This window comes from Kineosporia sp. R_H_3, assembly GCF_002198675.1.
Lineage (GTDB): Bacteria > Actinomycetota > Actinomycetes > Actinomycetales > Kineosporiaceae > R-H-3.
In genome coordinates, this window is sequence record NZ_MWLL01000178.1 from 104,307 (window position 1) to 130,171 (window position 25,865).

Consider the following 25,865-nt stretch of genomic DNA (forward strand, 5'->3'; position numbering starts at 1 on the left):
ACCGATGACCGACCTGACCGGCCGACACCTCGTCCGCGGCGTGGACCACGCCGCCTTCCCGACCTTCGACCCCGCAGGGACCGTGACGTTCTACCGGGACGTCCTGGGTCTGCCGGTCGTCCACTCGATCTGCGCAGCAGGCTGGGGGCCGGAGGACCACCCGGACTTCATCCACTTCTTCTTCGACATCGGCAACGGTGACCGGATCGCGTTCTTCTACTACTTCGGCCTGGAGCGCCCGGAGCGTCTGGACCGGGGGGACTCGTTCGCGCAGTTCGGTTCCGACGTCCCGGAGTACTTCGTCCGGTCGCGGCACCTGGCCCTGCACGTGGACTCCGAGGAGGCCCTGCTGGAGTACCGGCGCCGGCTCGACGCGAGCAGCTGGCCGGTGGAGATGCAGCTGCAGCACGAGACCATCGAGTCGATCTACACGCACGACCCGAACGGCTACTTCTTCGAGATCACCCGCGCGCTGCGGCCGGTGACACCGCAGGAGGACCTCGACGCCAACCTGACGATCGACGCGCTCGTGGACATCGTCAGCAGGCCCGGTCACACCCTCGACGACCTGCTGGCCCGGAAGGCGGAGCTCATCGTCGAGCGCGCCGGGGCCTGGCAGGAGCAGCAGGACGCGGTGCGGCAGAACATCACGCAGCCGAGCGGGGTGCACGCATGACCGGGGTCTGGTTCCTCGACGTGCCGGAGAACCGGCCGATCGTCGACGTGGTCGCGCAGGACCCGACGGTCCGCGTGACCAGGGTCGGTCCGTACTTCGGGGTGGAGTCGGACGGCGCCATCGTCATCGACCGCCGCAGCACCGGGGTCCGGCACGCCGTCTGGTACAGCTGCGTCGCCGGTCTGTCCGTCAGCCGCATCACCCAGTGGGACAAGGACGCGCTCCGCGTCGAGGCGCGATGACGGAGGACGGAGCGCTGCGGCTCGGCTCGGGCCGCCACGACGTCCTGCTGCCCGTCCCGGCGGAGACGGTGACGACGGCGCACGAGCTGACGACCGCGGACGGCGCGAAGGTCACCGGCGTCCTCCGGGTCCCGCCCGGCTCGCGCTGCGTCGTCACGCTCATGCACCCACGGCAGGACGTGACGCACCACGCGCTCGTGCCGCACCTGCTCGCCGGCGGGTACGCCGTGTGGACCCAGGGGTCGAGATCGCCGAACAACGACCTGAGCCTCGTCCACGAGCAGGCCCTCGTGGACTTCGCCGCAGGGCAGGTCTTCCTGCGGGACAACGGTTCTCGCCACGTCGTCGCACTCGGTCACTCCGGCGGCGGTGCGCTGACGGCGTTCTACTGCGAGCAGGCCGCCGCGGCTCCTGCCGACCGGTTGGCGTGCGCGCCGTCCGGCAAGCCGGTCGATCTCGCGGCGACGACCATGCCCGAGCCGGACGGCGTGGTCTTCCTCGCCCCGCACCCGGGCCAGGGCGTCCTGCTGTCGCGGCTCGTCGACCCGTCGGTGACCGACGAGACGGACCCGTTGTCCGTCGACCCGGATCTCGACGCCTTCGACCTGCGCAACGGGTTCCGGCCGGCGCCGGAACCGAGCACGTACGACGAGGAGTTCCTCGGCCGGTACCGGGCCGCGCAGGCGGAGCGGATCGCCCGGATCGACGCCTGCGCACTCGATCTCGTCGCCGGGGCCCGCGCCGCGAACCGTCGCTACAAGGCCGGGCAGGACCCCCTCGACCGACGGGCGGCCATCGCCCCGCGGATCGTCACGGTCTACCGCACGGACGCGGACCCGCGCACCGTCGACCTGTCCCTCGATGCCAACCGACGGCCGTACGGGTCGTTGTTCGGGCGCCGTCCCGATCTCACGAACTACGGGCTGGTCGGTTTCGGGCGGCTGTCGACCGCGGACGCCTGGCTGTCGACGTGGTCGGCGAACCACAGCAACGCCGGCTTCCTCCGATGCGCTCCCGCGGTCCGCGTGCCGACGCTGCTGCTGGGGTTCAGCGGCGACCAGGCCTCGTTCCCCTCCGACCTCTCGGCGATGGAGGCGGCTCTCGGCGCGCAGGACCTCGAGGCCGGGTCGGTCGACGGCACGCACTTCGGCGGTCCGATCGCCCCCGGGCACCCGAGCGGGTCCGTGCTGGCGGCCGGGGCCATCCTGCGCTGGCTCGCCGAGCGGTTCCCCGCTCGCGGCTGAACGGCGGTGCCGGTACCGGCTACCCGGCGTCCCCCGGGCGCGCGTCGAGCGTCCGCTCGAGGAAGTCCAGGTCGCGACGCAGCATGGCGATCGCGCGGCGGGCCGGGTCGGCCTCCGCAGGCTCCGACGAGCTGGACAGCACCGAGGCCACGGCGAGGTCGGCGACGGCCCGCGCGACGGCGTCCGCCTCGTCGTCGGTGCCGGGCCGGTGCCACCAGGCGATCCAGTTGCACTGGCCGATGACGGAGAGCGCCGCGATCCGCGGGTCCACCGGTCGGAACTGACCGGACCGCACACCCTCGCCGATGACGCCGGCGAACTCCTTGAGGACGTCGCGGCGGCTCTTGCGGTACGGCTCGACGAGCTCGTTCGGCAGGTAGGCCTCGGAGCGGACCAGCAGCTGGAACCGCTCCGGGTTCCGCGCATGGCCCTGCGCCACGCGGTAGACCATCTCGTACAGCCGGGCAGCCGGGTCGGTCGCCTCGGCGGCCCGGATGCGGCGCAGCTCGGCGGCCGGCCCGTGGGCGAGCTCGGCGACGAGCCGGGCCAGGACGTCGTCCTTGCTCTTGATGTAGTGGTAGAGCGCGGGCCGGGTCATACCGGTCGCGTCGGCGATGTCCTGCAGGCTGGTGCCGGAGAAGCCGCGCTCGGCGAAGAGGCGGGTCGCCTCGGCGATGATCTGCTGCTCGACGAGGTCGCGTCGAGCGGTGCTGCGGGGCCGCTGAGGAGCCGGCGGGCTGCTGTCGTCGGCTTGCTGGGGGTTCGCCGTCGCCATGTGCGTGACTGTACTGGGACGGCCGCTCAGTGCCCGGGACCCGGGTCGGCGGCCATCTGCCGCAGAAGGGCCTTGTTCAGCTTGCCCACCTTGGTCCGGGGGAGGACGTCGAGGCGCTCGACGCGCTCCGGCCACTTGTACTTCGCGACGCCCAGACCGGCGAGCCACTCCTGCGCGTCACCCACGCCGAAGGCACGACCGGACACGACGTAGGCGCACGGCCGTTCACCGAGCCGCGGGTCGGGCATGGCGACGACGGCGACCTCGGCGACGTCGGGGTGGCTCAGGAGGAGCAGCTCGACCTCCTCGGCGTTGATCTTCTCGCCACCGCGGTTGATGACGTCCTTGATGCGGCCCTCGATGAGCAGATGCGGCTCGCCGTCGAAGTCCTGCCACCGAGCGAGGTCCCCGGTGCGGTAGAAGCCGTCGGACGTGAAGGCCTCGGTGTTGCGTTCGGGTGCGGCGTAGTAGCCGGGGATCGTGTACGGGCCACGGCAGCACAGCTCACCGATCTCGCCGGCCGCGACCTGCTGCTCCGAGCCGGGATAGCAGATGCGGATCTCGTCGAGCGGGCTCAGCACCCGCCCCACGGACCGGAGCCTGGCCTCGCGGGGGTCGTCACGCCGGCTGAGGCAGAACAGCCCTTCCCCCATGCCGAACAGCTGACCGGACCAGATGCCACGGCGTTCGATCTCCTCGAACAGGTCGTCGGGGACCTTGGTGCCCGACAGCAGGAGGCCGTCCAGCGTCGGGAGCGCGTCGAGGAAGGCCGGTTCCCCGACCGCGGCGAAGTGCGCGTGCCCCACGAGGGCGAAGGTCGTGCCCTCGCGCGCGAGCAGGGGCAGCGATGCCCGCGCGTCCGGGGTCCCGAGCACCAAGGTCGCGCCGACGGCATGGCTCGCGTGGGTGGCGCACACGATCCCCGCGTTGTGGATGATCGGGATGAGGTGGGCGACCTTGGTCTCCGCGGTCCACCCGAGATGCCGGGCGTAGGCGAGCGCGTTGTACCAGTACTCGTTGTGCCGACGCGGTATGAGCTTCGGCGCCCCCGTCGTGCCGCCGGACAGCTGCAGCGCGGCGATGCTCTCCGGGCCACGGGCGGCCTGGGCCGACCGCACCGCAGCCGCGACGGCGTCGGCCGGCAGTCCCGCCCCGAGAGACGCCAGGGGCAGCGTCAGGGGAGCATCCTCGGCGGCCGGTGCCGCCGTCACGGGGGCCGGGCCGCCGGGCGGGTCGATCGTGAGGATCCATCCGACGGAGGGGACGTCGCCCGCGACGTTCCGGGCCAGGGCCACGAGATCGGTCGTGCCGGCGGGGGTGATCTCGACGACGTACGCCCTGGCCGCCGACAGGGCGCCGATCGCCCGCATCTCGTGCTCACGGTGCGCGGCGAGCGTGGCGACGGGCACCAGCCCCGCCTTCTGGCAGGCGTACCAGGCGACGACCGACTCCAGCCGGTTGGTCACCTGGAACAGGACCCGGTCGCCCGGCACCAGGCCGGCGTCGAGCATCCCTGCGCCGACCCGGTCGGTCACGGCGTCCAGCTCGGCGTAGGTGAGACGCCCGTGGGCATCGACGACCGCGGTCCGTCCGGCGTGCAGCGCCGCCGAGGCGGACAGCTCCTCGCCGATCGTCCGTTCGCCCCAGCAGCCGGCGGACCGGTAGGCGGCCGCCCGGACCGCAGGGAACGGTGGAGCGAGCACCGACTCCTCGTCCCGCACGACCGCGGCGCCGGCCGCACCGTGCGCTCCGACGGCCGCGCCGACGACGTCCGTCATGGCACCGGCTCCTGCTCGGACGCCCACGTCACGAGGTCCGTACGGCCGCTGACGAGGGCGTCCGCGGCGAGGTCGCGCCACTTCGGGTCGAGGCGTGCGACGACGAGTGCACCGGTCTCCCGCTTCATCCGTTCTCCGATGTCGAACATCGTCAGGGTGGCACCCACGTCGTCGGCGCACGAGAGCAGGACGGCGTGCGCCCCTGCGGCCCGGACGGCGTCCGCCGTGCGGGCCACGAGTCCGTCGGCCCGTGCGCCCCACGGCTCGGCGACGTCGACCTCGAGCCGGACGACGGCTCCGACGAGCTCCGTGAGAGCCGTCTCGGCGACGACGCGGCCGGGGACCTGCCCGGAAGCGAGGGTCAGCGGTCGGGACAGGACCCAGTCGACCCGGGCGGAGGTGTCGACGTCGGCGGCGGCGACGTCGGCGAACTGGGCCAGCGCGGCGTCGACGACGTGCGGCGTCCGGGTGGCGAACTTGTCGATGGAGACCTTTCCGGCGCGGGTCATGTAGGACACGAAGAGCCGTTCCACCGGCAGGTCGAGGCGGGTGGCGAACGAGTCCCACCAGTGCATGCTCCGGTCGGCGGTCTCCTGCAGGTGCTCCACCCCCGGGCGGTGGACGGCGTCGTACTCCGCGAGGGCCTCCGCGACCGTCGGCTGCTCCGCGAGTGCGCGGCTCAACGCGATCGCGCCCTCCATCGCCAGCTTCGTCCCGGACCCGATGGAGTAGTGCGCCGTGTGGGCCGCGTCGCCGAGCAGGACGAGGTTGCCGTGGTGCCACTGCCGGCAGCGGACGGTGCGGAACCGCAGCCAGCGGGTGCGGTTGCCGATGAGCCGGTGGCCGCGCAGCTCCTCGGCGAACGCGTCACCGAGGTAGGCGAGTGTGGTCTCGTCGCTGTCGTCGACCGCGGTGAGCTCCGTCGTCCGGTCGAATCCCGCTGCCCGCCAGGTGGTCTCGTCGACCTCGACGAGGAAGGTGCTGCGGTCGGCCGCGTAGGGATAGGCGTGCGCGACGAACGTGCCGTGCTCGGTCCGCGCTGGGGTGAAGACCGCGCTCGGCAGCGCGAACTCGGTGCCGCACCACACGTAGAGGCTGTCGTGCCACTCGATGTCGGCGCCGAACTCACGCGCGTGCGCCTCGCGGGTGCCGCTGCTGACGCCGTCGGCCGCGATGACGACGTCCGCGTCGAGGTCCTCGGCGCGGACCCTGGCCCCGTAGTGCAGCCGGACCCCGACCGCGGCCGCGTGCCGGCGCAGGAGGTCGAGCAGGGCGGTCCGGCCGATGGCGATGAGGTTGTCACCGGGCAGCTGCACCTTGCGGCCGGCGACCCGCATGGACATGTCGTGCGGCCACGAGGTCTCCAGGATGTCCCGCAGCGTGTCGGGGTCGGCGGCCTGGAGGTTGCGCTGCGTGCGGGTCGCGAGGCCGACCCCGAACCCGAAGGTCCGGGCCGGGTCGGCGTCCTCGTAGACGTCGACCCGGCAGTCCGGCTGGCTGAGCTTGATGAGCCGCGCCGCGTAGAGGCCTCCCGGTCCCCCTCCGACGACTGCTGCGCTTCGCAGTCTCATCGGCTCATCCCTGTGCCGCCACGGCGAACCGTGTCACGTCGGCGATGTGGTCCTCGTGCTCGCGGGGCACGACGGAGGAGTACACCGCCGTCCAGCAACCGGGGCAGCACAGCTGCCGGAAGACGACGTCGGCGTCGACGTACGTCTCGGGCGCCGAGGTGACCTGCGGACCCGCGTCGCTCGAGGGCCCTTCGTAGACGGCGAGCTGCAACCGGGTGTCGGTCCGCAGGTCGGCGAGCCGGCGCCCGCAGTGCGTGCAACCGACGGCATGGGCGCTGTCGACGACGAACAGGTTGTCGTCGAGACGCCGCGCGGCCGACCGGTCGAGCGGTGCGCCACCGTCGACGGACGCCGTGCCGTCCGGCACGGTCGACCGCGCCTGCCGCGCAGCGAGGATCTCGTCGCGGCGGTGCCGGGTCGCGGAGGCGTCCACCGAGCCGTCGACGAGGACGACGCCGTAGACGTCGCGAGCGGCGGTGACGGTGACCTTGCCCTCGCGGACGTCGGCCGCGACGGACGCCGGATCGCGCCGGCAGGGGTCTCCGTACCCGCCACCGCCCTGCCAGTGCATGTACAGGACCTCTCCGGGCGCGAGGTACGACGACTGGTAGCAGTTCTCCAGCTCGAGCTCGACCCCGAGGTCGCTCATCGCCTGCGGGATCGTGCCGGCGGCGAGCATCGCCGCCACGTCGGCGCCGCGGGCGATCACCTCGAGACCGGTGTTGCCCGGGTAGCCGCCGGACAGACCGGTGTTCTGGGCGACGGCCTTGCCCGCGGAGGCGAACACCAGCCCGGCCGGCACGTGCGACCCGTACAGCGACATGGCCATCGACGCGCTGACACCGCCGCGGTGCGCACCGGGGCCGCCCGAGTCCGGCTCCTCGCGCCGCCAGAGGACGAGCAGCGGGTAGAGGAACTCGGTCATCTCGACGTCCGGCACGCGGCCCATCGGGATGCACAGCAGGCCACCGGTGTCCATGCCGTCGGTGGTCGGGCGGGCGCCGAAGCCCCCGGCCATCGGCTCCATGAAGACGTTGAGGAAGGGGACAGGCACCGGCCCGCGCTGGTCGAGACCGGCGATGATCGCGGTGTCCCAGGTGCCGCAGCACGCGGCCTGCACGCTCGCACCGAGGTCGACCGACTGGTCGAGCATCTGCGACAGGCACTCGGCGATGAGCTGCCCGGTGAGCCACGCCGGCCCGATCGGGGCACGGCTGACGGCCGCCGGGTAGGTGGCGTTGTTCAGTGTGCCTTCCTCGGACACCAGGTCGAAGCAGCGCATGAGACCGCCTGCTGACCAAGGGATGTCGTGGGCGAGGATCGGCAGCAGGGCGAGCATGGCACCGCCACGCATCCCGGCGTACGTGCAGTTGATCATCCCTGCCTGCGGGTCGGTGCCGGTGAAGTCCAGCGTCAGGTGGTCGCCGGCCTTGGTCATGAGCACCGTGATCTTGTGCAGGTTCCGGTCGCCCTCGTGCGACTGGTCCTGGTAGCCCGTGGCCCGCCAGCTCCCGTCGGGGAGGCCGGCGAGCTTGGCCCGCATCCGGGCCTCGGCGTCGTTCATCATCCGCTTCATCACGGCCTTGACGGTGTCCGCTCCGTACTGCTCGACGACCTCGAGCAGCCGACGTCGGCCGACCGTGTTCGAGCCGACCTTGGCTCGGAGGTCCAGCCCGACGAGCATCGGGACGCGCGACCGGCGCACCCACAGGTCGGCGACGTCCTCCTGCAGCTCGAAGTCGCGGACGACCTTGACCGGCGGAGTGGGCAGCGACTCGGCGAAGACGTCCTGCGCACCGGGGTTGAACGAGCCGAGGCCGGGGCCGCCGAGGTCGGGCTCGTGGCACACGGCACTCGTCCAGGCGAAGAGCTTGCCCTCGATGAAGACCGGCTGGAAGACGATGACGTCGTTCTGGTGCAGGCCGCCACCGACCCAGGGGTCGTTGCACAGGAACATGTCGCCCTCGCGGATCCCCGGGTTGACCGCGCGGTGCTGCAGCGTCCAGTAGACCGCGAGGTCGACGGCACCGACGAGCATCGTGTTGTAGAGGCCGACCTGGACCTCCTGGCCGGCCTCGTCGCAGATCGCGAAGTCGAAGTCGTTGGCGTCGGTGACGATCGGCGAGCCGGACATCTGCTTGAGGGCCTCGCCCATCTCCTCTGTGACCGACCAGAGCCGGTGCCGGACGACCTCGTAGGTCAGCGGGTCCAGGGCGTCGATCTGCTCCTGGGTCACGGTGTGGACCGGCAGCGACTGCGGCAGCGAGGCGTAGATCTGCTCGGGGCTGACGGGGCGGCTGGAGAAGTACTCCGAGCCGGGGACGGCCATCGCCATGTCAGCTCTCCTTCGTGAGGATCGAGAGGTTGCCGAGGGCGTCGACGGTGCCGGTCATGCCGGCCGGGACGACGACGGTGGTGGTGGGGACCTCGATGACGGCCGGGCCGACGATCTGGTGGCCGGCGCGCAGGCCCTCGTAGTCGTAGACGGCCGTGTCGACGTAGCCGACGCGGACGTCGAGGCACACCTTGCGGGTGCCCTTGAGCGCCTTGGCCGGGTCGTGGGTGCCTGCCTGCGGAAGCCGCGGGAACTCCGGGGAGAAGGGCAGGACTCCGGTGGCCCGGACCCGGAAGGTGATGGCCTGGACGCCGGCCGCACTGAAGCCCGTGCCTTCGCCGTACAGCTCGGCGTACCGCTTCTCGAAGTCGGCGGCGAGCCGGGTCATCGCGTCGGCGTCGACCGGCCCGCCGGGGACGTCGACCTCGATCTCGGCGAGCTGCGCCGTGTAGCGCATGTCGACCGAGCGGGCGATCTCGACGCTCTTGTACGTGAGGCCCTGGTCGTCGAGGGCGGCCCGGACCTGCACCTCGAGCTGGTCGAAGTTCGCCGCTGCGCGCGCCGGGTCGACCGGCATGAAGCCGGGGTCGGACATCTCCGCCGTGAGGACGACGTCGGACGACACCAGCCCGTAGGCGGAGAACGCGGACGCGACCGGGCCGAGCGGGATGACGACCTCGCCGGCGCCGACCTCGGCGGCGTACGCGGCGCAGTAAGCGGGTCCGGCGCCGCCGAAGGCGTAGACGACGAAGTTGCGCGGGTCGTAGCCGCTCTCGACGACCGTCTTGCGCAGCAGGTCGGCGGTCTGCGCGTTCTGGATCGCGTAGATCGCCGAGGCGGCGTCCTCGACCGACAGGCCCAGAGGGTCGGCGACCTTGGCCTTGATGGCGGCGCGCGCGGCCTCCAGGTCGAGCTGCTTGCGGCCGCCCAGCAGGCCGCTGGTGGGCAGGATGCCGAGCACGAGGTTGGCGTCGGTGTTGGTCGGTTCCGCACCGCCCTGGCCGTAGCACGCCGGGCCGGGGTCGGCGCCCGCGCTGCGAGGGCCGACGTGCAGGTTGCCGCCCGCGTCGATCCAGGCGATCGCGCCGCCACCGGAGCCGATCGCCTCGACGTGCAGCGACGGCACGTTGATCGGGTGGTGGTTGATCACCGTGGTGCTCCGGCGCACCGGTTCGCCGTCGACGATGAGCCCGACGAGGAAGGTCGTGCCGCCGACGTCCGTGGAGATGATGTTGCGGTGCCCCAGCTGGCGGCCGAGGCGCCCGGCGCCGACGAGCCCGCCGGTCAGGACGGACCCGATGGTGCTCATCGCCGAGATGTGCGCGCGGTGGGCCGCGACGGCGCCACCGTTGCTCTGCATGACGAGCACCGGCCCGGCCAGGCCGTGCGCCTGGAGCCGCGCCTCGAGGTCGGACAGGTAGCTGCGCAGCCCGGGTGCCACCTGCGCGCTCATGATGGTCGTCGCGTGCCGGGCGAACTCGCGGATCCGGGGGCTCACCTCGCTCGACAGCGCCACGAAGACGTCGGCGTCGATCTCGGCGACGATCTCGCGGATCCGCTGCTCGTGCGCGGGGTTGCGGAACGACCACAGCAGGGAGACCGCGATCGACCGGACGCCCGCGGCGATGAGCGAGCCCACGGCGGCACGGACCGAGTCCTCGTCGAGAGCCACGACGACGTTGCCGTCCCGGTCCATCCGCTCGGTCACCTCGACGACGTGCCGCTTGGACAGCAGCGCGTGCCGCTTCGTCTGCCCGAGCACGGCCTGGAGCTCGTGCGGCGAGGAACCCAGGTAGCGCCCCTCGACGTTCATGATGAAGATCGAGTCCTGGTGGCCGCGGGTCGTGAGGAACCCGACGGGCGGGACGTTGCCGGTGACGAGGGCGTTCAGCGAGGACGTCGTGCCATGCGCGATGTGGTGGGTGCCGGCCAGCAGTGCGTCGAGACCGATGTCCAGCTGGGTCGCCAGTGCGGCGAGCGCGTCGACGACACCGTCGGCGTAGTTGGCCGGGGTCGAGGGGACCTTCGCCGAGATCATCTGACCGGTGTCGTCGTCCAGAACGGCATCGGTGAACGTTCCGCCGACGTCGACGCCAATGACAAACGTCATCTCACCCAGCTCCTTCGATGGTGGACTGCCGGGACCGTAAGCGATGTTCGACGCAAGCGTCAATAGTTCGACACGCTGTTGGTTCATTGGTGACCAGAGTCGTTGGTCCCGCCCCTCCCCACGACGGCCGTTCGACAGTTGCCGCGTGAGCGGACACGGTCGCGCAGCGCCGGCCGGCCTCGTGCTGCGCGAGGCGGGGTCTGCCGACGCGCGCGCGATCCACGAGCTGCTGCTGACGCTCTCGGCCGGGTCGCTCCGTCGCCGCTTCACCGGCGCGACCCCGACCGCCGACCGGATCCTGCAGCTGAGCCGGGTGGGGGCGGGCGTGGTGAGCGTGATCGCTTCTGCCGACTCCGCGCCGGGGGAGGTGGTCGGGGAGGCCCGGTTCGTCCGCGGCGACGACGATCCGGACGACGCCGCCGAGCTGGCGGTGGTCGTCCGGGACGACCTCCAGCACCGTGGGCTCGGGGCGGCACTCCTCGACCGGATCGTCCAGGTCGCCGCCGCCTGCGGCGTCCGACGGCTGCGCGCCGACGTCATGGTCGAGAACTTCCCGATGCTCAAGCTGCTCAGCCGTTACGGGATGGTCGTGACGACCCCCGCCGAGGACGGCGTCGTCGGCGTCGAGATCTCCACGGACGGCGAGGTCCTCGGCTGGCCCGAGCACACCTGCGGCCCCAAGGTGCTCGTCGAGGGCGGCTCCTGGGTCGCCGGCCCCGAGATGCAGCGCCTGCTCGCGACCGGCGCCGACGTGCGCCAGTGCATCGGCCCGAAGCCGGCGTGGGGGCGGTCGTGCCCGCTGCTGACCCACGGTCGGTGCCGCGCGGTCGAGGACGCCGACGAGATCGTCGTGCGGCTCCAGCAGGGGGAGAGCGTGGCGGAGGAGATCGCACTCAGGCGACCGCCCCGCCCCTGACCACGACGGTGGCATCCACGAACGTGACCAGCCTGTCCAGGTCCCGGGCATCGCTCTTCCGTCGCACCGCTCACCACGGCAGGCTGGCCGGGCCGGGTACGGACCGAGCCGAGGAAGGGCCGACATGCGCGTCGTCATCACCGGGGCCGCCGGTTTCCTGGGCCGCCTGCTCACCGCGCGGCTCGTGCAGGCCGGCCGTCTGGCCGGGCCGGACGGGTCGGCGCAGCCGGTGGACGCCCTGACGCTGGTCGACGCCGGGCCGCTGCAGGTCCCCGACCTGGCGGCCGGTACGGCCCCGCCGGTCGACGTGCGGCAGGTCGACGTCACGGACGCCGCCGCCGTCGTCGACCTGCTCGCCGGCGACGAGCCGCTGACGGTGTTCCACCTCGCCGCCATGGTCAGCGGCGCCTGCGAGCGGGACCCGGACGGCGCCTGGGCGGTCAACGTCGAGGGCACCCGGAACGTGCTGGAGGCCGCCCGGCACCGCGCCGGCCCGACGCGGCTGGTCGCCACCAGCTCGGTCGCCGTGTACGGGCACGGCGCCGCCGGCGCGGTCGTGGACGACGACACGCGTCAGGTCCCGGCCACGACCTACGGGATGACCAAGGCGGCCGGGGAGCTCATGGTCGACGACGCGACCCGCAAGGGCTTCCTGGACGGCCGGACCGCGCGGCTGCCGACCGTGGTCGTGCGGCCGGGGGCCGCCAACGCGGCGGCCTCGTCCTTCGCGAGCGCGATCGTGCGCGAGCCCGCCGCCGGCCGGCCGTACGCGCTGCCCGTCCCGTGGGACACCCCGATCGCCGCGATCGGCTACCGCGAGGTGGTCGACGGCCTCGTTGCGCTGCACGACCTGCACGGCGACGTCCTCGGCCCCGACCGCGCGCTCGCCCTGCCCGGGGTCACCGTGACCCCGCGCGACCTGTACGACGCGCTGGTCCGGCACGTCGGGATGCGATCGCTCGGCGACGTCACGCTGGACGTCGACCCCGTCGTCCGGCGCATCGCGGACGGCTGGCCCGCCGCGGTCACGGGGTCGCGGGCGCGCGACCTGGGCTTCGCGGCGTCCGGTGGCGCAGACACGCTCGTGGCCGCATACCTGGCCGACTTCGGCTGAGTCTGCGGCGCTACGGGCACCGGGCCGCTGAGGCCCGGTGCCCGCGCGGCTCAGCCCGCGAGCCGCGGGTAGTCGGTGTAGCCCTTGGCGCCGCCGCTGTAGAACGTGGCGGGGTCGGGCGCGTTGAGCTCCGCGCCCCGGGTCCAGCGCTCGACGAGGTCGGGGTTGGCGAGGAACGACCGCCCGACCGTCACGGCGTCGGCGAGGCCGTCGGCGACGATCCGCTCGAGCACGTCCCGGTCGGACTCGACCCCGAAGCCGGTGTTGAGCACGAACGTGTTGGGCCACAGCGCCTTCAGCTTGCCGACGATCGGGTCGTCAGCCTCCGCCAGCACGTGCAGGTAGGCCAGGTCCAGCTCGGCGAGCTGGACGACGAGGGTCTCGTAGACGGACAGGTCGCTCTCGGACACGTCGTTGAAGGGGTGCCCGGGAGAGAGCCGGATACCCACCCGGTCGGCGCCGATCGCGGCGACGGTGGCCTTCGCGACGTCGACGACGAAGCGCGCGCGGTTCTCGGCACTGCCGCCGAACTCGTCGGTGCGGTCGTTCACACCGTCGGCGAGGAACTGGTGCAGCAGGTAGCCGTTGGCGGCGTGCAGCTCGACGCCGTCGACCCCGGCCCGGACGGCGCGTGCGGCGGCGTCGGCGAACTCCTGGGCGACGCCGGGCAGCTCGGCGGTGTCCAGCGCGCGGGGCGCGGGGAACGGCTTCATCCCGCCGGCGGTGAACATCTCGCCGGCAGGAGTCGTCGCGGTGGAGGAGACGGACTGCAGGCCGCCGTTGTTGTCCGGGTGCGAGATGCGACCGACGTGCATGAACTGGACGACGAGCTGACCACCCTCGGCGTGGACGGCGTCCGCGACCCGGCGCCAGCCGGCCTCGTTCGCGTCGTCGACGACGCCGGCGGTGTTGATGTAGCCCTTGCCGACGGCCGAGGGCTGGCTGCCCTCGGTGATGAGGACGCCGGCGCCGGCGCGCTGGAGGTAGTACTCGACGTTGAGGTCGTTGGGGGTGCCGTCCTCGTCGGCCCGGTTGCGGGTCAGCGGGGCCATCCAGATCCGGTTGGCGGCCGTCAGTGCTCCCGCGGTGACAGGCTGCAGCAGCGGGCTGTCGGGGCGAAGGGGTGTCGAAGTCATATGAATGTTCAACTAGGTGACCGGCAGGGTTCTTCCGATCGCATGAGTGCTGCTTGTCACGGCCCGAGGGCGCTCACGATGCGGGCAGTCGGCCGGCGAGCAGTCCGTGGATCGCGGCGATCGTGTCGACGCCGCAGTCGCCGTGTGCACGCAGCCGCTTCTCGAGTGTCCTGGGCCGACCGACGTAGACGCCGCGAGTGCTGAAGTCACCACCGATCAAAGGCCAGTCGGCCTCGACGAAACAGAGAACGCCATGGACGGCCACGTCGAGGCGGCTGTCAGCGAGCGCTGCTCGGACGACGTCGACCTGGGCGTGGACCCCGTCGACGAGCTTGGTGCAGTCACGCCGTCCTACGACGAGCTTCTCGGACCTGGCACGCAGCAAGCCGCCCTCGACGCGCAGCTCGGGTCGTCCGCGGTACCGCTTGGCATCGATGACGTGGACGCCGGTCGGGGTGACCGCGATGTGGTCGATGTTCGCCCGGCTCCGCGGGATGCGTCGGTCGTGCAGCAGCCGGAGGTCGTCGCCGGCGGCCGCGTTGAGGCGAGCGGCGAGGCGCTCCTCACCGCGGGCGCCCGAGGCCCACGCCTGCGTCGACTGCGGATCGTCTGTGAGTGCAAGGATGAGCCCGCCGATCCTCGGATGTGCGGCACGGATCCGGTCCTCGCGCCCTTGGCTGCGACGCTCGTGGATCCGGCGGGCGGAGGCTCCCGCAGTACCGATCACCGGTACCGAGCCGTCATCGGCCAGACCCACGGCGCCGCACGCGGTGCACGTCATGGCCTTCGTGGCTGCGTCGTAGTGGACCGTCGCCCCTGCCGGTAGAGACGACGCGCAAGAGCTGCAGCGGCCGGGGTACCTCAGCCGTATCTGCCTGCCACGGTCATCCCTGTTCGGCGGGTCGCCGCCGGCAGTCTGCTGCTCCGTCATGGGCGACCTCCCTCTCTCTCGTCGACAGCCCACGCGGGGATGTGAGCATCGCCGGGCCGCCCGGGGGATGGGCAGGAGGTCGTGAGTAGGGTGCGTCGACATGGCGCGACGCAGAGCCGCTGTGACCGCACGGCTCATCCTGATCCCGGCACTCTGCGTGAGCGCGGCGTGCTCGAGCGGTGGCTCCTCGACCGGAACGAAGACCTCCAAGCGGCCCCGGCCGTCGCTCACGGTGGCGTCCACGACGCCACCCACGCCGGCGACCACGGCGCCCGCAGTACCGGCAGCCAGCACGTCCGCGGCAGGCGCGGACACGTGCCCGGTCTCACCGAGGTCCGGGCCCGTCGCGGCCCCGCGGTTCGTGCGACGGATCCCGACCGGGCAGACCGGCTGGTTCTCCTCCCCCTCGCTGGCCGATCTCGACGGCAACGGCACGCTGGAGATCGTGGCTCCGTTCTACTCCACCTTCGTCGTCGACTCCCGTGGTCGCCGGCTGGGCACGGGCACGGCGACCAAGGGTCGGGTGTACGCGCCGTCCGTCGTCACCGACCTGGACGGGGACGGAGCCGTGGACATCGTGGTCGGCGGGGAGGGCTCCGTGGCCGCCTACACCTACCGGTCCGGCAGGCTCGTGCTCAAGAAGGGATGGCCGGCGTCCGTCGTCAGCGGCGGGCAGACACCTGAGGTCCGCGGCCTGGCTGCGGCCGACCTCGACGGCGACCACCGGGTCGAAGTCGTCGCGACGACGACGAACACCTCGCCGACCGGCGCGCAGGTCTTCGTGTTCACCGCGTCCGGCCGGCGCTACCAGCCTGCCGGTGTGCCGTGGACGGCGTGGCCCCGGTACAACACCGCGCGAGGTGCCGGCGGCGACGCTGCCTTCAACGGCGCCGGGAACCACGGCTACGGCGCCTACGGCCTCAACGCCGGGATCGGCCAGCTGGACGACGACCCGCAGCGGGAGATCGTCGTCACCTTCGACAACCACCAGATCAACGTCTTCAACCACGACGGCACCTCGGTGCTCGCCTCCAAGTACTTCACGAACCGCGAGTCCGCCTTCGCCGGGCGACGCCTCGGCTGGGGCCAGTTCATCCGGTGGGCCTCGCCGGCGGTGGAGGACCGGCACATGCACGCCCACAGCGGGCCGTGGCCCGACGTGCGGACGACGCCCTGGCTGCAGTGGACTGCGTCGCCGCCGTCGATCGGCGACCTCGACGGCGACGGCCGCTCGGAGGTCGTCGGGGTGCCCAACGTCGAGAAGAAGGAGCCCTACGAGACGCAGGCGCACGCCGTGATGGTGCTCGACGGCGCACAGGGCGGCGGGACCCGCTCGGCCCGACGGCACAAGGGGTTCGAGACACTGCCCCTGACCGGGAAGCCGGTCGTGCGGGCGGACGGCGACTGGTACCCACCGAGCGGCGTCCCGGCCCCGAGCCTCGTCGACCTCGACGGCGACGACCACCTCGACATCGTCGTGCCGGGGAACGACGGCTCCATCTACGCCGTCTCCTCGACGGGGCACCGGTTGTGGCGGACCGGGTACGCCCCGGGAAAGGCCCGGACCTTCGCCTCCGAGGTCGTCGCCGCAGACCTCAACGCCGACGGCCGCCCGGAGCTGGTGTTCGGGGTGTACGGATCGGCCCCCGGCAGCGGCCGCCTCGTCGTGCTGTCCGCCGCCGGGAAGGTGCTCTCCGACACCCGGTTGAGGAATCAGGGCAGCGACGGCAACGGCATCGGCATCGCGGCCGCGCCGTCGATCGGCGACCTCGACCACGACGGCCGTCTCGAGATCGTCGCCACCACCTTCGACCACGGCATCGACGTCTTCACGGTCCCCGGGTCGCGGGGCGGGTGCCTGCCGTGGCCCACCGGGCGAGGGTCGGTACTGCGGTCGGGGACCGTCGCTTCGATCAAGGACTAGCGCGAGTCTGCTGCGGACAGAACGGTCAGGCCACTGCGGCCGCGAAACCGGCGTAGAGATCGCCTGGCAGCCGGTGCCGCAACCTCCACGTCACGGCCATCGGACGGCTCCCCCGATGGCTGACGTAGTCACACGGCCCGAGGAACCAGAACGCGGGATCCGTGTCGTGCGACCTCACGAAGAGCTGGACCGACGAGCCCTCAGACCGATGGCTCCTGTATCGCCGCCCCGTGGGGCTGTCGTCAGACGTCGTCGACTGGCTCTCCCAGTGGAACAGCTCGGGGGAGATGGCGTAGTCCTGGTAGCGGGTGGTCGGCGAGAAGCCCCCGCCCGACTTGTCGAGCGTCACGACGAACACATCCGTCCTCAGCTCGGGAATCCATCGGACCCCTTCTCGCCACGTCGGGGTGAGCGCCTGGTCGCGTCGGCCGGCGCCGAGCCCTGCCAGGATCTCCTGGCGCGAGTAGCGCGCGTGGATCTGCAGCGGCGAATCAGCGTCCACGGCTGCCTGGACATGGTCGACGCGATCCCGGAGGACGGCCATCAGAGCCTGCAGCTCGGCGATGGGTCTTGGGTGCTGATGCAACAGGTCCCACGCTGCCTCCAGCCGCACATCGGATGGGAGGCCCAGCTGACTCATGAGAGTGGTCGTCAACATCCGGGCCAGTCTGCGATCACGTTCGGTCCCCCGGCCGACGCGCTCTGCCCCGAGTGCGAGAAGTTCCCGGTAACCCACCAGGCGGACGCTGTCGTCGACGTGGCCCAGTCGCGCGACGCCGCGCAACAACGCGACATCATGCGGCCCGGGCGCGGGCACGGGAAGGCCGGCGGCCTCACGCAGCGCTGTCCATGAACGGCCGCCGCGGTAGACGTCGTCGAGGTCGAGCCCGGACTCGGCAAGGAACTCCGGAAGATCGACGTCCGGGCGCGTGCGGGACATCGCGCGAAGCTCCGCGACTTTCTCGGGCCATCTCGACGGGATTGCTTCGCGAATGCTGCGCAAGACCCGTTCCTGCGCGACATGGTCCAGCCGGAGCGAGCATCCGGCCGGCAGGAAGGGGAAGCCCGCCGTCACCTGCCGCTCCAGGTCTTGCCGGCTTCCGCCGAGCAGGGCACCGAATCGACGGTCGAACCGGAACTCCTTGCGGTGGTTGGCCACGAAGTCGAGGACGGTGCAGATGTGCTTGCTCGGCGATCGCCGCAACCCTCGACCGAGCTGCTGGAGGAAGAGAACCGGGCTGTCCGTGGGCCTGAGGAACAGCACGGTGTCAACGGCCGGGATGTCGAGACCTTCGTTGAACAGGTCGACGGAGAACACTGCACGAACCTGGCCGGCCTCCAACGCCGAGAGTGCTGCTCGCCGCTCGGCCTCGGGCGTCTTGCCGGTGACGGCGACCGCCGCAAACCCGGCTTTCGAGAAGTGCTCCGCCATGAACTCTGCATGCGCGACGCTGACGCAGAAGCCGAGGACGCGCGCGGACGACAGGTCGACGTGGCTCATCACTTCGTTCACGACCCGCCGCGCCCAGGCGTCGTCCGAGGTGAAGATGTTCGTCAGGGCGTCCACGTCGTAGCCTCGTCCGCGCTGCCACGGCACCGTCGTGAGGTCGGTCTCGTCGGCGATGCCGTAGTACGCGAACGGCGTCAGGTAGTGCTGATCGATCGCGTCCCAGAGTCGTAGCTCGGCGGCGATGCGGCCACCGAACCATTCCAGGATGGGCTCACCGTCGCTGCGTTCAGGGGTCGCGGTGAGACCGACCAGCTCTCGCGGCTCGACCCGCGCCAAGAGCCTCCTGTAGGTCGCCGCGGCGGCGTGGTGGAACTCGTCGATGATGACCACGTCGAAGTGCTGCGGGTCCAGGTGCGCCAGGCCGTTCGCGTCGAGACTCTGGATCGACGCGAACACGTGGTCGAAGGCAGCCGGCCGGCGCCCTCCGACCCACAGTTCACCGAAACTGCCCTCACGCAGGACGTGCCGGAAGGTCGCCAGGCTCTGTTCGAGGATCTCCTGGCGGTGCGCGATGAACAGGAGCCGGGCCGAGGGAAGCTCTGCACGGAGGCGGGCGTAGTCCGCGGCCGCCATGACCGTCTTGCCCGTCCCTGTCGCCGCCACCAGCAGGTTCCGGTGGTAGCCGAGCCCACGCGCCACTGCCAGCCGCTCCAGGAGGCGCTCTTGGAAGGGTCTCAGAGTGACCTCGACCGGGCTCAGGTAGGTGACGAGGCGCGGCACCGCCTGCCCCAGCTCCCGTTCGAAGGACTCGGGGTCGTAGTCGATGAAGCTGTCGCCCTGCCAGTAGGCCTCGAAGACGGCACCGACCTTGTCGATCACTTCGGGGTTGCGGGCGCCCGAGACCCTGACGTTCCACTCGAGTCCCGCCACCTGGGCGGAGTGCGTGAGGTTCGACGACCCGATGTACGCGGTCGAGAAGCCACTCTCGCGATGGAACAGCCATGCCTTCGCATGCAATCGCGTCGTCGTGGTGTCGTAGGAGACCCGGACCTGCGCCCCCAGCTGAGTCAGCGCGTCGAGTGCTGCTTGCTCGGTCGATCCCGTGTACGTCGTGGTGAGCACTCGCAGCCTGCGTCCCCTGCTGCAGTGCCGCGCGAGGTCCTCCTCGAGCGAACGAATTCCGCTCCGCCGGATGAACGCCATGACAAGGTCGATGCCGTCCGCGCCCTGGATCTCGGTCGCGAGTTGATGCCCGACGCTCGGCTCACCCGGCGAGTTCGTCAGGAGGGTCGTGTCCAGCAGCGGGATCATCGGCGAGGCGACCTGCTCGGGCGTTCCGTCAGGACGCCTCCGGAGGATGGCCCGCAAAACCCTGCCTGCGTCGTCCGGCCGCTCTGTCGAGACGCCCACGGCGGGGTACTCCTGGGCCAACCGATCGACGATCTCCCGTGCGACTGCGATAGCAGCCTGCGTGCGGCTCCCCTCGTCGAAGGAGGAGACGACCCGACCGACGACCTTGGACACCAAGAGGCTGATGCGGTCTGCAGCTTCCGCAGCACGCAGTGGCTGCGTACTGACCAGGTCTTCAGACAGCGACGCCAGACCTGCCGCAACCGCCTCCGTCACGAGAACCTCGAACAACCCTGGTTCCAGCGGTGCCGACATGCCAGTTGAGTATGGCCTCAGCGGCCCTCCGAGCGCCCAGAACCCGCCGCGCAAGCGCCGAAGGCTTCCCGGCAGCGGCGGGATCAGCCATGGAGGCGTCGGTGTTGGGACGACCCCGGCCCAGACCCGGGAACCAAATCGGCCTCCGTCCCACGTTTCCGCAGGTCGGAGGCCGTTTCGGTCGCTGTCTCAACGAGTGCGCCCGAAGGGATTCGAACCCCTAACCTTCTGATCCGTAGGCCGACTTTGACTCGTCGTCGGATCTGTCGCTGACCTGCAGCGATGACGTCCCAGCCGGTCGAGCATGCTCGACTTGGGGGCGCATTTGGGGCAGCCGCCGGTCAGGTCGTCCAGGTCGAGGAATCGGCGCGCCACGTCGCGACGGCGCCGAGGTGGGCGCTCAGCGCCGGATCGGAGAAGCGGGCCATGCCGTGGACCACGCCGCGAACGAACCAGGAGCTTGGCGGCATCCGGTCCGAGGCAGCGTCGGTACGAATCGAAGACGGTCCATCGGGTGATGCCGTAGTTGTGGAGGACGTCGCACAGCGGCCGCAGATCGACCCCCCGGTGGTGGGACGTCGCGGCCAGGGCGGTGGGGGGACGCCGTGAGTACGGGTCAGCCCCGCAACGGTCGTACACGGTGACTGATCGTGTTTCGGCGACACCGCCGCACGCGGGATCCCGCTCGGGGGCCTAGCCGGCCGCCGGCCACGAGGCGGGTCTGGATCCAGACGTCGGCGCCGTCGCGGACCCGGCTGTTTCCGGCGCCGAGTTGGTCGGCGGCGCCGAACTTCTCGGCCAGTACGACGGGCATCGGCATCGGTACCCCTGGACGCGGACCGATGGCTGGCGCGGCAGCAGCGTCGGGTTGCCCACGTTGACCGGCGGCGGCGCGACCGCCAGCAGCATCCCGCTCTTGAGCAGAAGCAGCTCGGCGTGATCGCTCAATGCCGTCGTACGAGAAGGAGCTTCGGGACGTGCATCACCACACGGTCTGGGTGGCCAGGGCGCCAACACGGCGCTCGAGGTCTGCCTCCGCCGCTGCCCAGCGCGCCAGCCCTGCGCTCTCACCCTCGGCATCGACCTGCCCGAGGCGCACCGACGCGTCTAGCTACCACATCATCGCGACCCGCCGGGTACTACAGCTTGTAATACGTCAGACGCCATGGAATCCTCTAGCCATGACGAACGCCACCGTGGTAGCCGCCGCGCGCGAGCTCACCCACCACATCCCCGCCAACCTCCCGGTCTGGGCGACCGCCGGAACCGTCGCGATCATGGCGCTCCTCGAGCTTGTGCTGTGGTACTGGTTCCTCGGCCGCATGCTCGCGAAGGTCCCGAGCGCCACCCTCTCCGAGGTCGCCCAGGTCATCGACGCCTCCAACCGGCGCAAGCCGACCACGTCGGCGACCGCGACCGAGCAGGGAAAGCCCGACGAGATGCCGCCCAGGCAGAAGGAGGCGGAGCAGGGCGGCCACCGCAAGAAGAAGTACAAGAAGGGCAAGAAGAGGCCGCACAAGATCAAGCGGTAGGCACCTACGGCACAACCGAACAAGACCCTTAGCCGCGAGCAGGGCCCGGGCCTCATAGGCCCGGGCCCTCGTCATTCCATCGCGACCTAAGGCCCGGCACGCGGGGCTGACGACCGAAACACCTCACGACGCGCTGAACGTCGCGTGCTCGGCGTGAGGGGTCGTGACGGTGGCGTTCCGGGAGGTCGATGTGATCGAGGTCCGTGAGGTCCTGCGGGGCTGGCTCGACGGTGGCGGGCTGCGCACTGTCGCCGAGCGCGCGGGGGTGGACCGCAAGACCGCCCGCCGGCACGTCGAGGCCGCGCAGGGCGCCGGCCTGGTGAAGGGCGCGCCGCTGACGGCGGTGACCGACGAGCTGATCGGCGCGGTGGTCAAGCAGGTCCGGCCGGTCCGGCCCGACGGGCACGGACCGGCGTAGGCGGCCCTGGCCGGGCGCCGGGAGGAGATCACCGGCTGGGTCGGTGAGGGCCCGTTGGTGGTGAAGGTCCACGAGCTGCTGACCCGCTCGGGGACGGGCGTGCCGTATCGGACCGTGCACCGGTTCGCGTCCGCGGAGTGCGGCTTCAACGGCCGCCGCCGGGCCATGACGGTCCGGGTCGTCGACGCGGCGCGGGTGAACACCCGCTGGTGCGGCGACATCACGTACATCCGCACCTGGCAGGGCTGGCTGTTCCTCGCCACCGTGATCGACATCGACTCCCGCCGGGTCGTCGGGTGGGCCACCGCTGACCACCTACGCACCGACCTTGTCGAGGAAGCGCTCCGGCAGGCTGTGATCCGGCGTCGCCCACCCGCCGGGGTGATCTTCCACGCGGACCGCGGCTGTCAGTACACGTCCACCCAGCTCGCCACTGCCGCAAGGGGATCTCGGCGTCCGGCGGTCTCATGGCCGCACCGGCCATTGCTGGGACAACGCCGTCGGGGGAGTCGTTCTTCGCGATCATCAAGATCGAGCTCCTCGAGGCCGGCGTCTGGCCCACCCGCGCCATCGCCCAGGCAGCGATCTTCGAGTACATCGAGGGCTGGTGCAACACCCGCCGCCGACACTCCACGCTCGGCTACCTCAGCCCCGCAGCCTACGAAGCCACCGCCACGGCCCGCCCGGCCGTAGCCTGACCGCCACAACCGACCCGTCCTTCAAACCGGGTCAGCTCCACTGACCCTGATCGCCTCGGAAAGGGGGTCCTCTTTCGATCGCCATTGACGCGCGGATCGTCGTCATCCGTGGGGCGGGTCGGTCGGCCTCCGGACACGTGAGTATAGATCATGCAATCCTCCCAGCGGGGTCCGGGCATCGAGCACGTCGGGTGATCAGAAACCAATACGACCCCGCACCAGATCGAAGTGATTCATTCCCGTGGGAGTCAGTGAGACAGGAACTGGGGGAAGCCCACCAGAAGCGGACCGCAACTCGCCTCCGGGCTCCGATGGCGTCGCAGAGCCGCTGACACGGCTTACCGAGCACCGGAGCCGGTAGGCCCGGCCTCCTCCCCCGCAGGCGTGTCGACGGCTTGCTCCTGTAGCTCGCCCAGTGGATGGGCCAGGGAGTCTGCGTCGATGGGGGGAACATCGGCGATCGCGTTCTCTAATGCCTTGTCAGCGATTCGAATGAAGCGCTGAGTTTGCGGATTGGGATATGCCACGTGCCAATGTGGCGACGCGCCTTCCCAAAAGAGGCGTCCCGTCGAGAAGGCAAACATGTTCGCTAGCGCGTCTGACCGAAGACCCTTCTCGCTGACCAAACCCATCTCGTAGGTCGCCGCCAGATACTGCATATGCTGCACGTACAGGGTGTGGCGGCGCACGTGCACTGGATCAAGCCAGGCGCCAAAACCGAGCACAGGACCATACGTCAGTGGGTCGCTGCGCACTAAGTCGTATCCGCGGAACTGAAAGTCCCTGAGGGTCGAAATGGCTTCCATGCGGTGTTGCCGTCGCTGAAGCCAGAACGAACTTCCAACTGCGACAAGAGCAAACGACGACGCAACTGCAGACACGCCACCATAGGCCTGTCCGACGAGGCTAAGTAGTTCCCAATCAGTCGAGGCACGAGCCATCGCTGCCAACACAAGCGGTGACGCCAAGGTGACGATTCCGAGGCCCGCCAGCATCGTCCCCCAGGCCAGACGCCTTGACCACTCTTGTGTCTTCACCTTGCCCCCTCAACTCGAGTAGCCCGGCTCGCCCCGGATCCCCAGCCGGCATCCACTCGGACGTCGCCGCGTCCTTGTCGGCTCCACGTGAGAGCGGCGCTGTGCGGACCTTCGAATGAACCGCGAGACCACCCATGAAGGCTTCCACGCCGAGGTTCTTAGTGACCATAAGGCGCCCCATCGACGACGAAAGCCCTGGTCACGGCTATACACGCTCGACGTCCCCGACACGGTGGCACGAGTTCGGCCTGGCACTGGCGGCCAAGGCGAAGTCCCGCCGGATGGAAGGGCTACGTCACCAACCTGCAGGCGTACCCCAACGGCACCGGATGGCCACGCAGTTTCGTGATCGACGCCGACCACCGGCTCTTCCAGGTCGAGAAGAGCTTCCGAATGTCCAAGCACGACCCGCAGGCCCGGCCGATCTACCACCACAAGCGCAACTCGATCGAAGCGCACCTGACCATCGTGCTCGCTGCTCTGGCCGTCTCCCGCGGGATCGAGAACACGACCAGTTGGTCGATCCGTAAGTTCGTCCGCCCCGCCCGCCGCGGGGTCCAGATCCAGGCAGGCGCACACACCGTCGCCGATCCGGTGCCGGAGGACCTACGCGAGGCTCTTCGGGACATTCGCGCTGAGCCGGGACCGCGTTAGCCTGGGCGCCGTGGACAGCCGCACCGGGACAGGCTCATGTCGAGCATCGGTGACGTCCGCCAATGTCGATGCTCCTGACGGACGTCACCCGACTGCCATCTTTCGCTAGTTGCGGGCTCCGACAAGTTCCTTGGCCGGTCCAGATGGACCGCGAGTAGCGGCCAACATGAAACTCGCATCAACTGCATGAGCGGCATGACCCGGAACGACACCGACGCCAGACGTGGCCTGCTCAATCATTGCTGGCATCCCTTGCTCCCGCGAGGACAAGGTTGCCGGGCGACCACGGCCACAATCCGGCGCACCAGTTGCCCTCGACGTCTGACGTGCTCCGAGCGGGGTGCCGTGTCGCCAATCCAGCCGGCAGAACCTGATGAACAGCACCACAGCCAAGACAACGGCAGAGCAAGTGAGAACACTAACAGCAGGCTCTATCCCGAAGGTCGTCGCAACAAGCCAGCCAGCAATCGCAGCCACAACCAAGGGCAAGAGAATCGCTGGCAACATTTGGTCGCGACCGCCGCTTCGCTCTGCGGGGAACGCTGATCCCGTACCCGACTGCCGTCCAGCCAGAACGACCTCGTCATCGGCCTTCTGCTGCGCCGGCTCAAGGACAAAGGCAAGCTGCCACGCCATGAAGTAGTGAGCGTGATCAGAGAAGTCGCCCTGGGACTCCGCATCCGACGACAGCGCCATGATCTCAGGCCTGGCCTCGATCTCACGCATCAGCGGGCGACGGCCGCGCATACGAGCGGCAACGACACCAGCAGCGCCGGCGATCCGCCCGTTGTTTCCCTTAACGGCCACTTTCCGCTCCTTCGCGACCAACCGCTCCAACCAGCCATCGACCTTGCCCACTACTGACTAGGACCAGCAGGGGCCGCAGACTACCGTTTCCCGCGCAGCGCCTCGAGCGCTTGACGCTCCTTTGTCAGTTGCTCACTTTCACGCTCAGAGTACCGACGCTGCAACTCCTCGTCATCCACGTCAGACAGGAGCGCGCGAGCAACCTCAAGACCGGCCTCCCGGACAAACGCCGAAAGAGTCCTGGACTCCTGTCGCGCAGCAAGTTCAAGAACGGCCTTTTCCGTTGGCGTCACCCTGAACGTCACCACTGCATCACGATCATCCGAGGCTGCCTGCTTCTTGCCGGCCATAGCCCGCGCAACCAGCGCCGCAGCACTCCCCGTCGTGACACTCATATCAACCTCCAGTCGTCCCGAGCTGAGCATCCCCCGACGCACAGACTCGTTCGTGTCATACGAGCATGACATACGTACGACGTCAAGGCAAGGTCATACGTAACACGCAATGCACCGCCACACCCAACCCCAGCCCAGCCCAGCACCGCACACACCCAGACTCGTCAGGTTGAGCCCCGTCGGGTGCCTCGCCCGTCTTCGTGGCTGCGCGCAACCGCTAGCTCACGACCGCGGCCATCATCTCGCTGAGCCTTGGCCACACCGACCGCCAATGCGAGCGCTAGGCCCACGTAGCTCCGACGCATCGGCCACGTCACGGGCTGCGCCCAGCATGGAGCAGGGTGTCAGGCGCAGGCGTGTACCCGCGGTTGGCTGTGGAGCGGGAACAGGCCTGGAGGGCTCATGTCGAGCATCGGTGACGTCCGCCAATGTCGATGCTCCTGACGGACGTCACCCG

Annotated in this window: 20 protein-coding genes and 2 pseudogenes; 11 read left to right on the forward strand and 11 right to left on the reverse strand. The window is 70.4% G+C overall.

Annotated elements, in window-relative coordinates:
* Nucleotides 1-4 precede the first annotated feature (4 nt).
* From ECOMGDLI_RS19895 to ECOMGDLI_RS19905, 3 genes are read left to right on the forward strand one after another with little or no spacing between them, the layout of a single operon-like run.
* On the forward strand, nucleotides 5-676 hold the full coding sequence (locus ECOMGDLI_RS19895) for a VOC family protein (protein ID WP_088318622.1): 672 nt from the start codon (nucleotides 5-7) through the stop codon (nucleotides 674-676).
* Complete coding sequence (locus tag ECOMGDLI_RS19900) at nucleotides 673-918, forward strand: hypothetical protein (protein ID WP_088318623.1); 246 nt, start codon at nucleotides 673-675, stop codon at nucleotides 916-918. Before ECOMGDLI_RS19895 ends, ECOMGDLI_RS19900 begins: the two co-directional genes overlap by 4 nt.
* Nucleotides 915-2,162, forward strand: a complete 1,248-nt coding sequence (locus ECOMGDLI_RS19905; RefSeq protein WP_088318624.1) for an alpha/beta hydrolase — start codon at nucleotides 915-917, stop codon at nucleotides 2,160-2,162. The genes ECOMGDLI_RS19900 and ECOMGDLI_RS19905 overlap by 4 nt, the downstream gene beginning before the upstream one ends.
* 19 nt (nucleotides 2,163-2,181) lie before the next feature.
* Here ECOMGDLI_RS19905 and ECOMGDLI_RS19910 read toward each other — a convergent pair whose 3' ends face one another.
* The 5 genes from ECOMGDLI_RS19910 to ECOMGDLI_RS19930 are packed head-to-tail and all read right to left on the reverse strand — an operon-like array spanning nucleotide 2,182 to nucleotide 10,731.
* Entirely contained in the window at nucleotides 2,182-2,937 is a 756-nt protein-coding gene (locus ECOMGDLI_RS19910; protein WP_088318625.1) for a TetR/AcrR family transcriptional regulator, read from the reverse strand.
* 26 nt (nucleotides 2,938-2,963) lie between these two features.
* A complete protein-coding gene (locus ECOMGDLI_RS19915; RefSeq protein WP_088318626.1) occupies nucleotides 2,964-4,715 on the reverse strand; it encodes an AMP-binding protein in 1,752 nt (583 codons plus the stop codon).
* Nucleotides 4,712-6,286 (reverse strand): FAD-dependent monooxygenase, encoded by a 1,575-nt coding sequence (locus ECOMGDLI_RS19920; RefSeq protein WP_088318627.1) that lies wholly within the window; start codon nucleotides 6,284-6,286, stop codon nucleotides 4,712-4,714. Before ECOMGDLI_RS19920 ends, ECOMGDLI_RS19915 begins: the two co-directional genes overlap by 4 nt.
* 4 nt (nucleotides 6,287-6,290) lie before the next feature.
* Complete coding sequence (locus ECOMGDLI_RS19925) at nucleotides 6,291-8,621, reverse strand: hydantoinase B/oxoprolinase family protein (protein WP_088318628.1); 2,331 nt, start codon at nucleotides 8,619-8,621, stop codon at nucleotides 6,291-6,293.
* 1 nt (nucleotide 8,622) lies between these two features.
* On the reverse strand, nucleotides 8,623-10,731 hold the full coding sequence (locus ECOMGDLI_RS19930; RefSeq protein WP_088318629.1) for a hydantoinase/oxoprolinase family protein: 2,109 nt from the start codon (nucleotides 10,729-10,731) through the stop codon (nucleotides 8,623-8,625).
* A gap of 145 nt (nucleotides 10,732-10,876) precedes the next feature.
* Here ECOMGDLI_RS19930 and ECOMGDLI_RS19935 point away from each other — a divergent pair, with 145 nt between their 5' ends.
* Both ECOMGDLI_RS19935 and ECOMGDLI_RS19940 read left to right on the forward strand, forming a co-directional pair.
* Nucleotides 10,877-11,647 (forward strand): GNAT family N-acetyltransferase, encoded by a 771-nt coding sequence (locus tag ECOMGDLI_RS19935; protein WP_158221075.1) that lies wholly within the window; start codon nucleotides 10,877-10,879, stop codon nucleotides 11,645-11,647.
* A 124-nt stretch (nucleotides 11,648-11,771) separates the two neighbouring features.
* Nucleotides 11,772-12,761 carry an NAD-dependent epimerase/dehydratase family protein gene (locus ECOMGDLI_RS19940; RefSeq protein WP_088318631.1) on the forward strand — a complete coding sequence of 330 codons (990 nt, stop codon included), beginning with the start codon at nucleotides 11,772-11,774 and terminating at the stop codon, nucleotides 12,759-12,761.
* A gap of 50 nt (nucleotides 12,762-12,811) precedes the next feature.
* Here ECOMGDLI_RS19940 and ECOMGDLI_RS19945 read toward each other — a convergent pair whose 3' ends face one another.
* Complete coding sequence (locus ECOMGDLI_RS19945; RefSeq protein ID WP_088318632.1) at nucleotides 12,812-13,897, reverse strand: alkene reductase; 1,086 nt, start codon at nucleotides 13,895-13,897, stop codon at nucleotides 12,812-12,814.
* Between the two features lie 73 nt (nucleotides 13,898-13,970).
* Nucleotides 13,971-14,828, reverse strand: a complete 858-nt coding sequence (locus ECOMGDLI_RS19950; RefSeq protein WP_088318633.1) for a nuclease-related domain-containing protein — start codon at nucleotides 14,826-14,828, stop codon at nucleotides 13,971-13,973.
* A 361-nt stretch (nucleotides 14,829-15,189) separates the two neighbouring features.
* Here ECOMGDLI_RS19950 and ECOMGDLI_RS19955 point away from each other — a divergent pair, with 361 nt between their 5' ends.
* A complete protein-coding gene (locus ECOMGDLI_RS19955) occupies nucleotides 15,190-16,752 on the forward strand; it encodes a VCBS repeat-containing protein (protein WP_143447809.1) in 1,563 nt (520 codons plus the stop codon).
* Between the two features lie 25 nt (nucleotides 16,753-16,777).
* Here ECOMGDLI_RS19955 and ECOMGDLI_RS19960 read toward each other — a convergent pair whose 3' ends face one another.
* Nucleotides 16,778-19,867, reverse strand: coding sequence for a DUF3427 domain-containing protein (locus ECOMGDLI_RS19960; protein WP_088318635.1), 3,090 nt, complete (start codon nucleotides 19,865-19,867; stop codon nucleotides 16,778-16,780).
* 1,181 nt (nucleotides 19,868-21,048) lie between these two features.
* Between ECOMGDLI_RS19960 and ECOMGDLI_RS19965 the strand changes: the two genes are divergently transcribed.
* The 4 genes and pseudogenes from ECOMGDLI_RS19965 to ECOMGDLI_RS19980 all read left to right on the forward strand — a co-directional run bounded on the left by ECOMGDLI_RS19965 (nucleotide 21,049) and on the right by ECOMGDLI_RS19980 (nucleotide 22,515).
* Nucleotides 21,049-21,399, forward strand: a complete 351-nt coding sequence (locus tag ECOMGDLI_RS19965) for a hypothetical protein (protein ID WP_088318636.1) — start codon at nucleotides 21,049-21,051, stop codon at nucleotides 21,397-21,399.
* Between the two features lie 190 nt (nucleotides 21,400-21,589).
* On the forward strand, nucleotides 21,590-21,817 hold the full coding sequence (locus tag ECOMGDLI_RS19970; RefSeq protein WP_143447810.1) for a hypothetical protein: 228 nt from the start codon (nucleotides 21,590-21,592) through the stop codon (nucleotides 21,815-21,817).
* 165 nt (nucleotides 21,818-21,982) lie between these two features.
* Nucleotides 21,983-22,240, forward strand: a pseudogene (locus tag ECOMGDLI_RS36895) (DDE-type integrase/transposase/recombinase); the annotation flags it as partial.
* Nucleotides 22,241-22,284: 44 nt separating this feature from the next.
* The gene (locus ECOMGDLI_RS19980; protein ID WP_088318638.1) at nucleotides 22,285-22,515 is read left to right on the forward strand and encodes an IS3 family transposase; all 231 of its coding nucleotides are present in this window, start codon (nucleotides 22,285-22,287) and stop codon (nucleotides 22,513-22,515) included.
* A 338-nt stretch (nucleotides 22,516-22,853) separates the two neighbouring features.
* Here the strand turns inward: ECOMGDLI_RS19980 and ECOMGDLI_RS19985 are convergent, their stop codons facing one another.
* Complete coding sequence (locus ECOMGDLI_RS19985; RefSeq protein WP_233153547.1) at nucleotides 22,854-23,510, reverse strand: DUF6082 family protein; 657 nt, start codon at nucleotides 23,508-23,510, stop codon at nucleotides 22,854-22,856.
* 309 nt (nucleotides 23,511-23,819) lie between these two features.
* Here ECOMGDLI_RS19985 and ECOMGDLI_RS19990 point away from each other — a divergent pair.
* Nucleotides 23,820-24,206 (forward strand): annotated as a pseudogene (locus tag ECOMGDLI_RS19990) (IS1634 family transposase); the annotation flags it as partial.
* A 105-nt stretch (nucleotides 24,207-24,311) separates the two neighbouring features.
* Here the strand turns inward: ECOMGDLI_RS19990 and ECOMGDLI_RS33920 are convergent.
* Together ECOMGDLI_RS33920 and ECOMGDLI_RS19995 are read right to left on the reverse strand one after the other, a co-directional pair.
* Nucleotides 24,312-25,064, reverse strand: a complete 753-nt coding sequence (locus tag ECOMGDLI_RS33920; RefSeq protein WP_143447812.1) for a hypothetical protein — start codon at nucleotides 25,062-25,064, stop codon at nucleotides 24,312-24,314.
* A gap of 29 nt (nucleotides 25,065-25,093) precedes the next feature.
* Nucleotides 25,094-25,408, reverse strand: a complete 315-nt coding sequence (locus ECOMGDLI_RS19995; protein WP_158221076.1) for a DUF1778 domain-containing protein — start codon at nucleotides 25,406-25,408, stop codon at nucleotides 25,094-25,096.
* Between the last annotated feature and the right edge of the window lie 457 nt (nucleotides 25,409-25,865).

Bases quoted from the DNA above. Each gene is read 5' to 3' on its own strand.
- ECOMGDLI_RS19965 (WP_088318636.1), top strand. From the start codon at position 21,049: ATGACGAACGCCACCGTGGTAGCCGCCGCGCGCGAGCTCACCCACCAC.
- ECOMGDLI_RS19900 (WP_088318623.1), top strand. From the start codon at position 673: ATGACCGGGGTCTGGTTCCTCGACGTGCCGGAGAACCGGCCGATCGTC.
- ECOMGDLI_RS19905 (WP_088318624.1), top strand. From the start codon at position 915: ATGACGGAGGACGGAGCGCTGCGGCTCGGCTCGGGCCGCCACGACGTC.
- ECOMGDLI_RS19950 (WP_088318633.1), bottom strand. From the start codon at position 14,828: ATGACGGAGCAGCAGACTGCCGGCGGCGACCCGCCGAACAGGGATGAC.
- ECOMGDLI_RS19960 (WP_088318635.1), bottom strand. From the start codon at position 19,867: ATGTCGGCACCGCTGGAACCAGGGTTGTTCGAGGTTCTCGTGACGGAG.
- ECOMGDLI_RS19930 (WP_088318629.1), bottom strand. From the start codon at position 10,731: ATGACGTTTGTCATTGGCGTCGACGTCGGCGGAACGTTCACCGATGCC.
- ECOMGDLI_RS19915 (WP_088318626.1), bottom strand. From the start codon at position 4,715: ATGACGGACGTCGTCGGCGCGGCCGTCGGAGCGCACGGTGCGGCCGGC.
- ECOMGDLI_RS19910 (WP_088318625.1), bottom strand. From the start codon at position 2,937: ATGGCGACGGCGAACCCCCAGCAAGCCGACGACAGCAGCCCGCCGGCT.
- ECOMGDLI_RS19925 (WP_088318628.1), bottom strand. From the start codon at position 8,621: ATGGCGATGGCCGTCCCCGGCTCGGAGTACTTCTCCAGCCGCCCCGTC.
- ECOMGDLI_RS19985 (WP_233153547.1), bottom strand. From the start codon at position 23,510: ATGCTGGCGGGCCTCGGAATCGTCACCTTGGCGTCACCGCTTGTGTTG.
- ECOMGDLI_RS19920 (WP_088318627.1), bottom strand. From the start codon at position 6,286: ATGAGACTGCGAAGCGCAGCAGTCGTCGGAGGGGGACCGGGAGGCCTC.
- ECOMGDLI_RS19995 (WP_158221076.1), bottom strand. From the start codon at position 25,408: ATGAGTGTCACGACGGGGAGTGCTGCGGCGCTGGTTGCGCGGGCTATG.
- ECOMGDLI_RS19895 (WP_088318622.1), top strand. From the start codon at position 5: ATGACCGACCTGACCGGCCGACACCTCGTCCGCGGCGTGGACCACGCC.
- ECOMGDLI_RS19980 (WP_088318638.1), top strand. From the start codon at position 22,285: ATGGCCGCACCGGCCATTGCTGGGACAACGCCGTCGGGGGAGTCGTTC.
- ECOMGDLI_RS19945 (WP_088318632.1), bottom strand. From the start codon at position 13,897: ATGACTTCGACACCCCTTCGCCCCGACAGCCCGCTGCTGCAGCCTGTC.
- ECOMGDLI_RS19940 (WP_088318631.1), top strand. From the start codon at position 11,772: ATGCGCGTCGTCATCACCGGGGCCGCCGGTTTCCTGGGCCGCCTGCTC.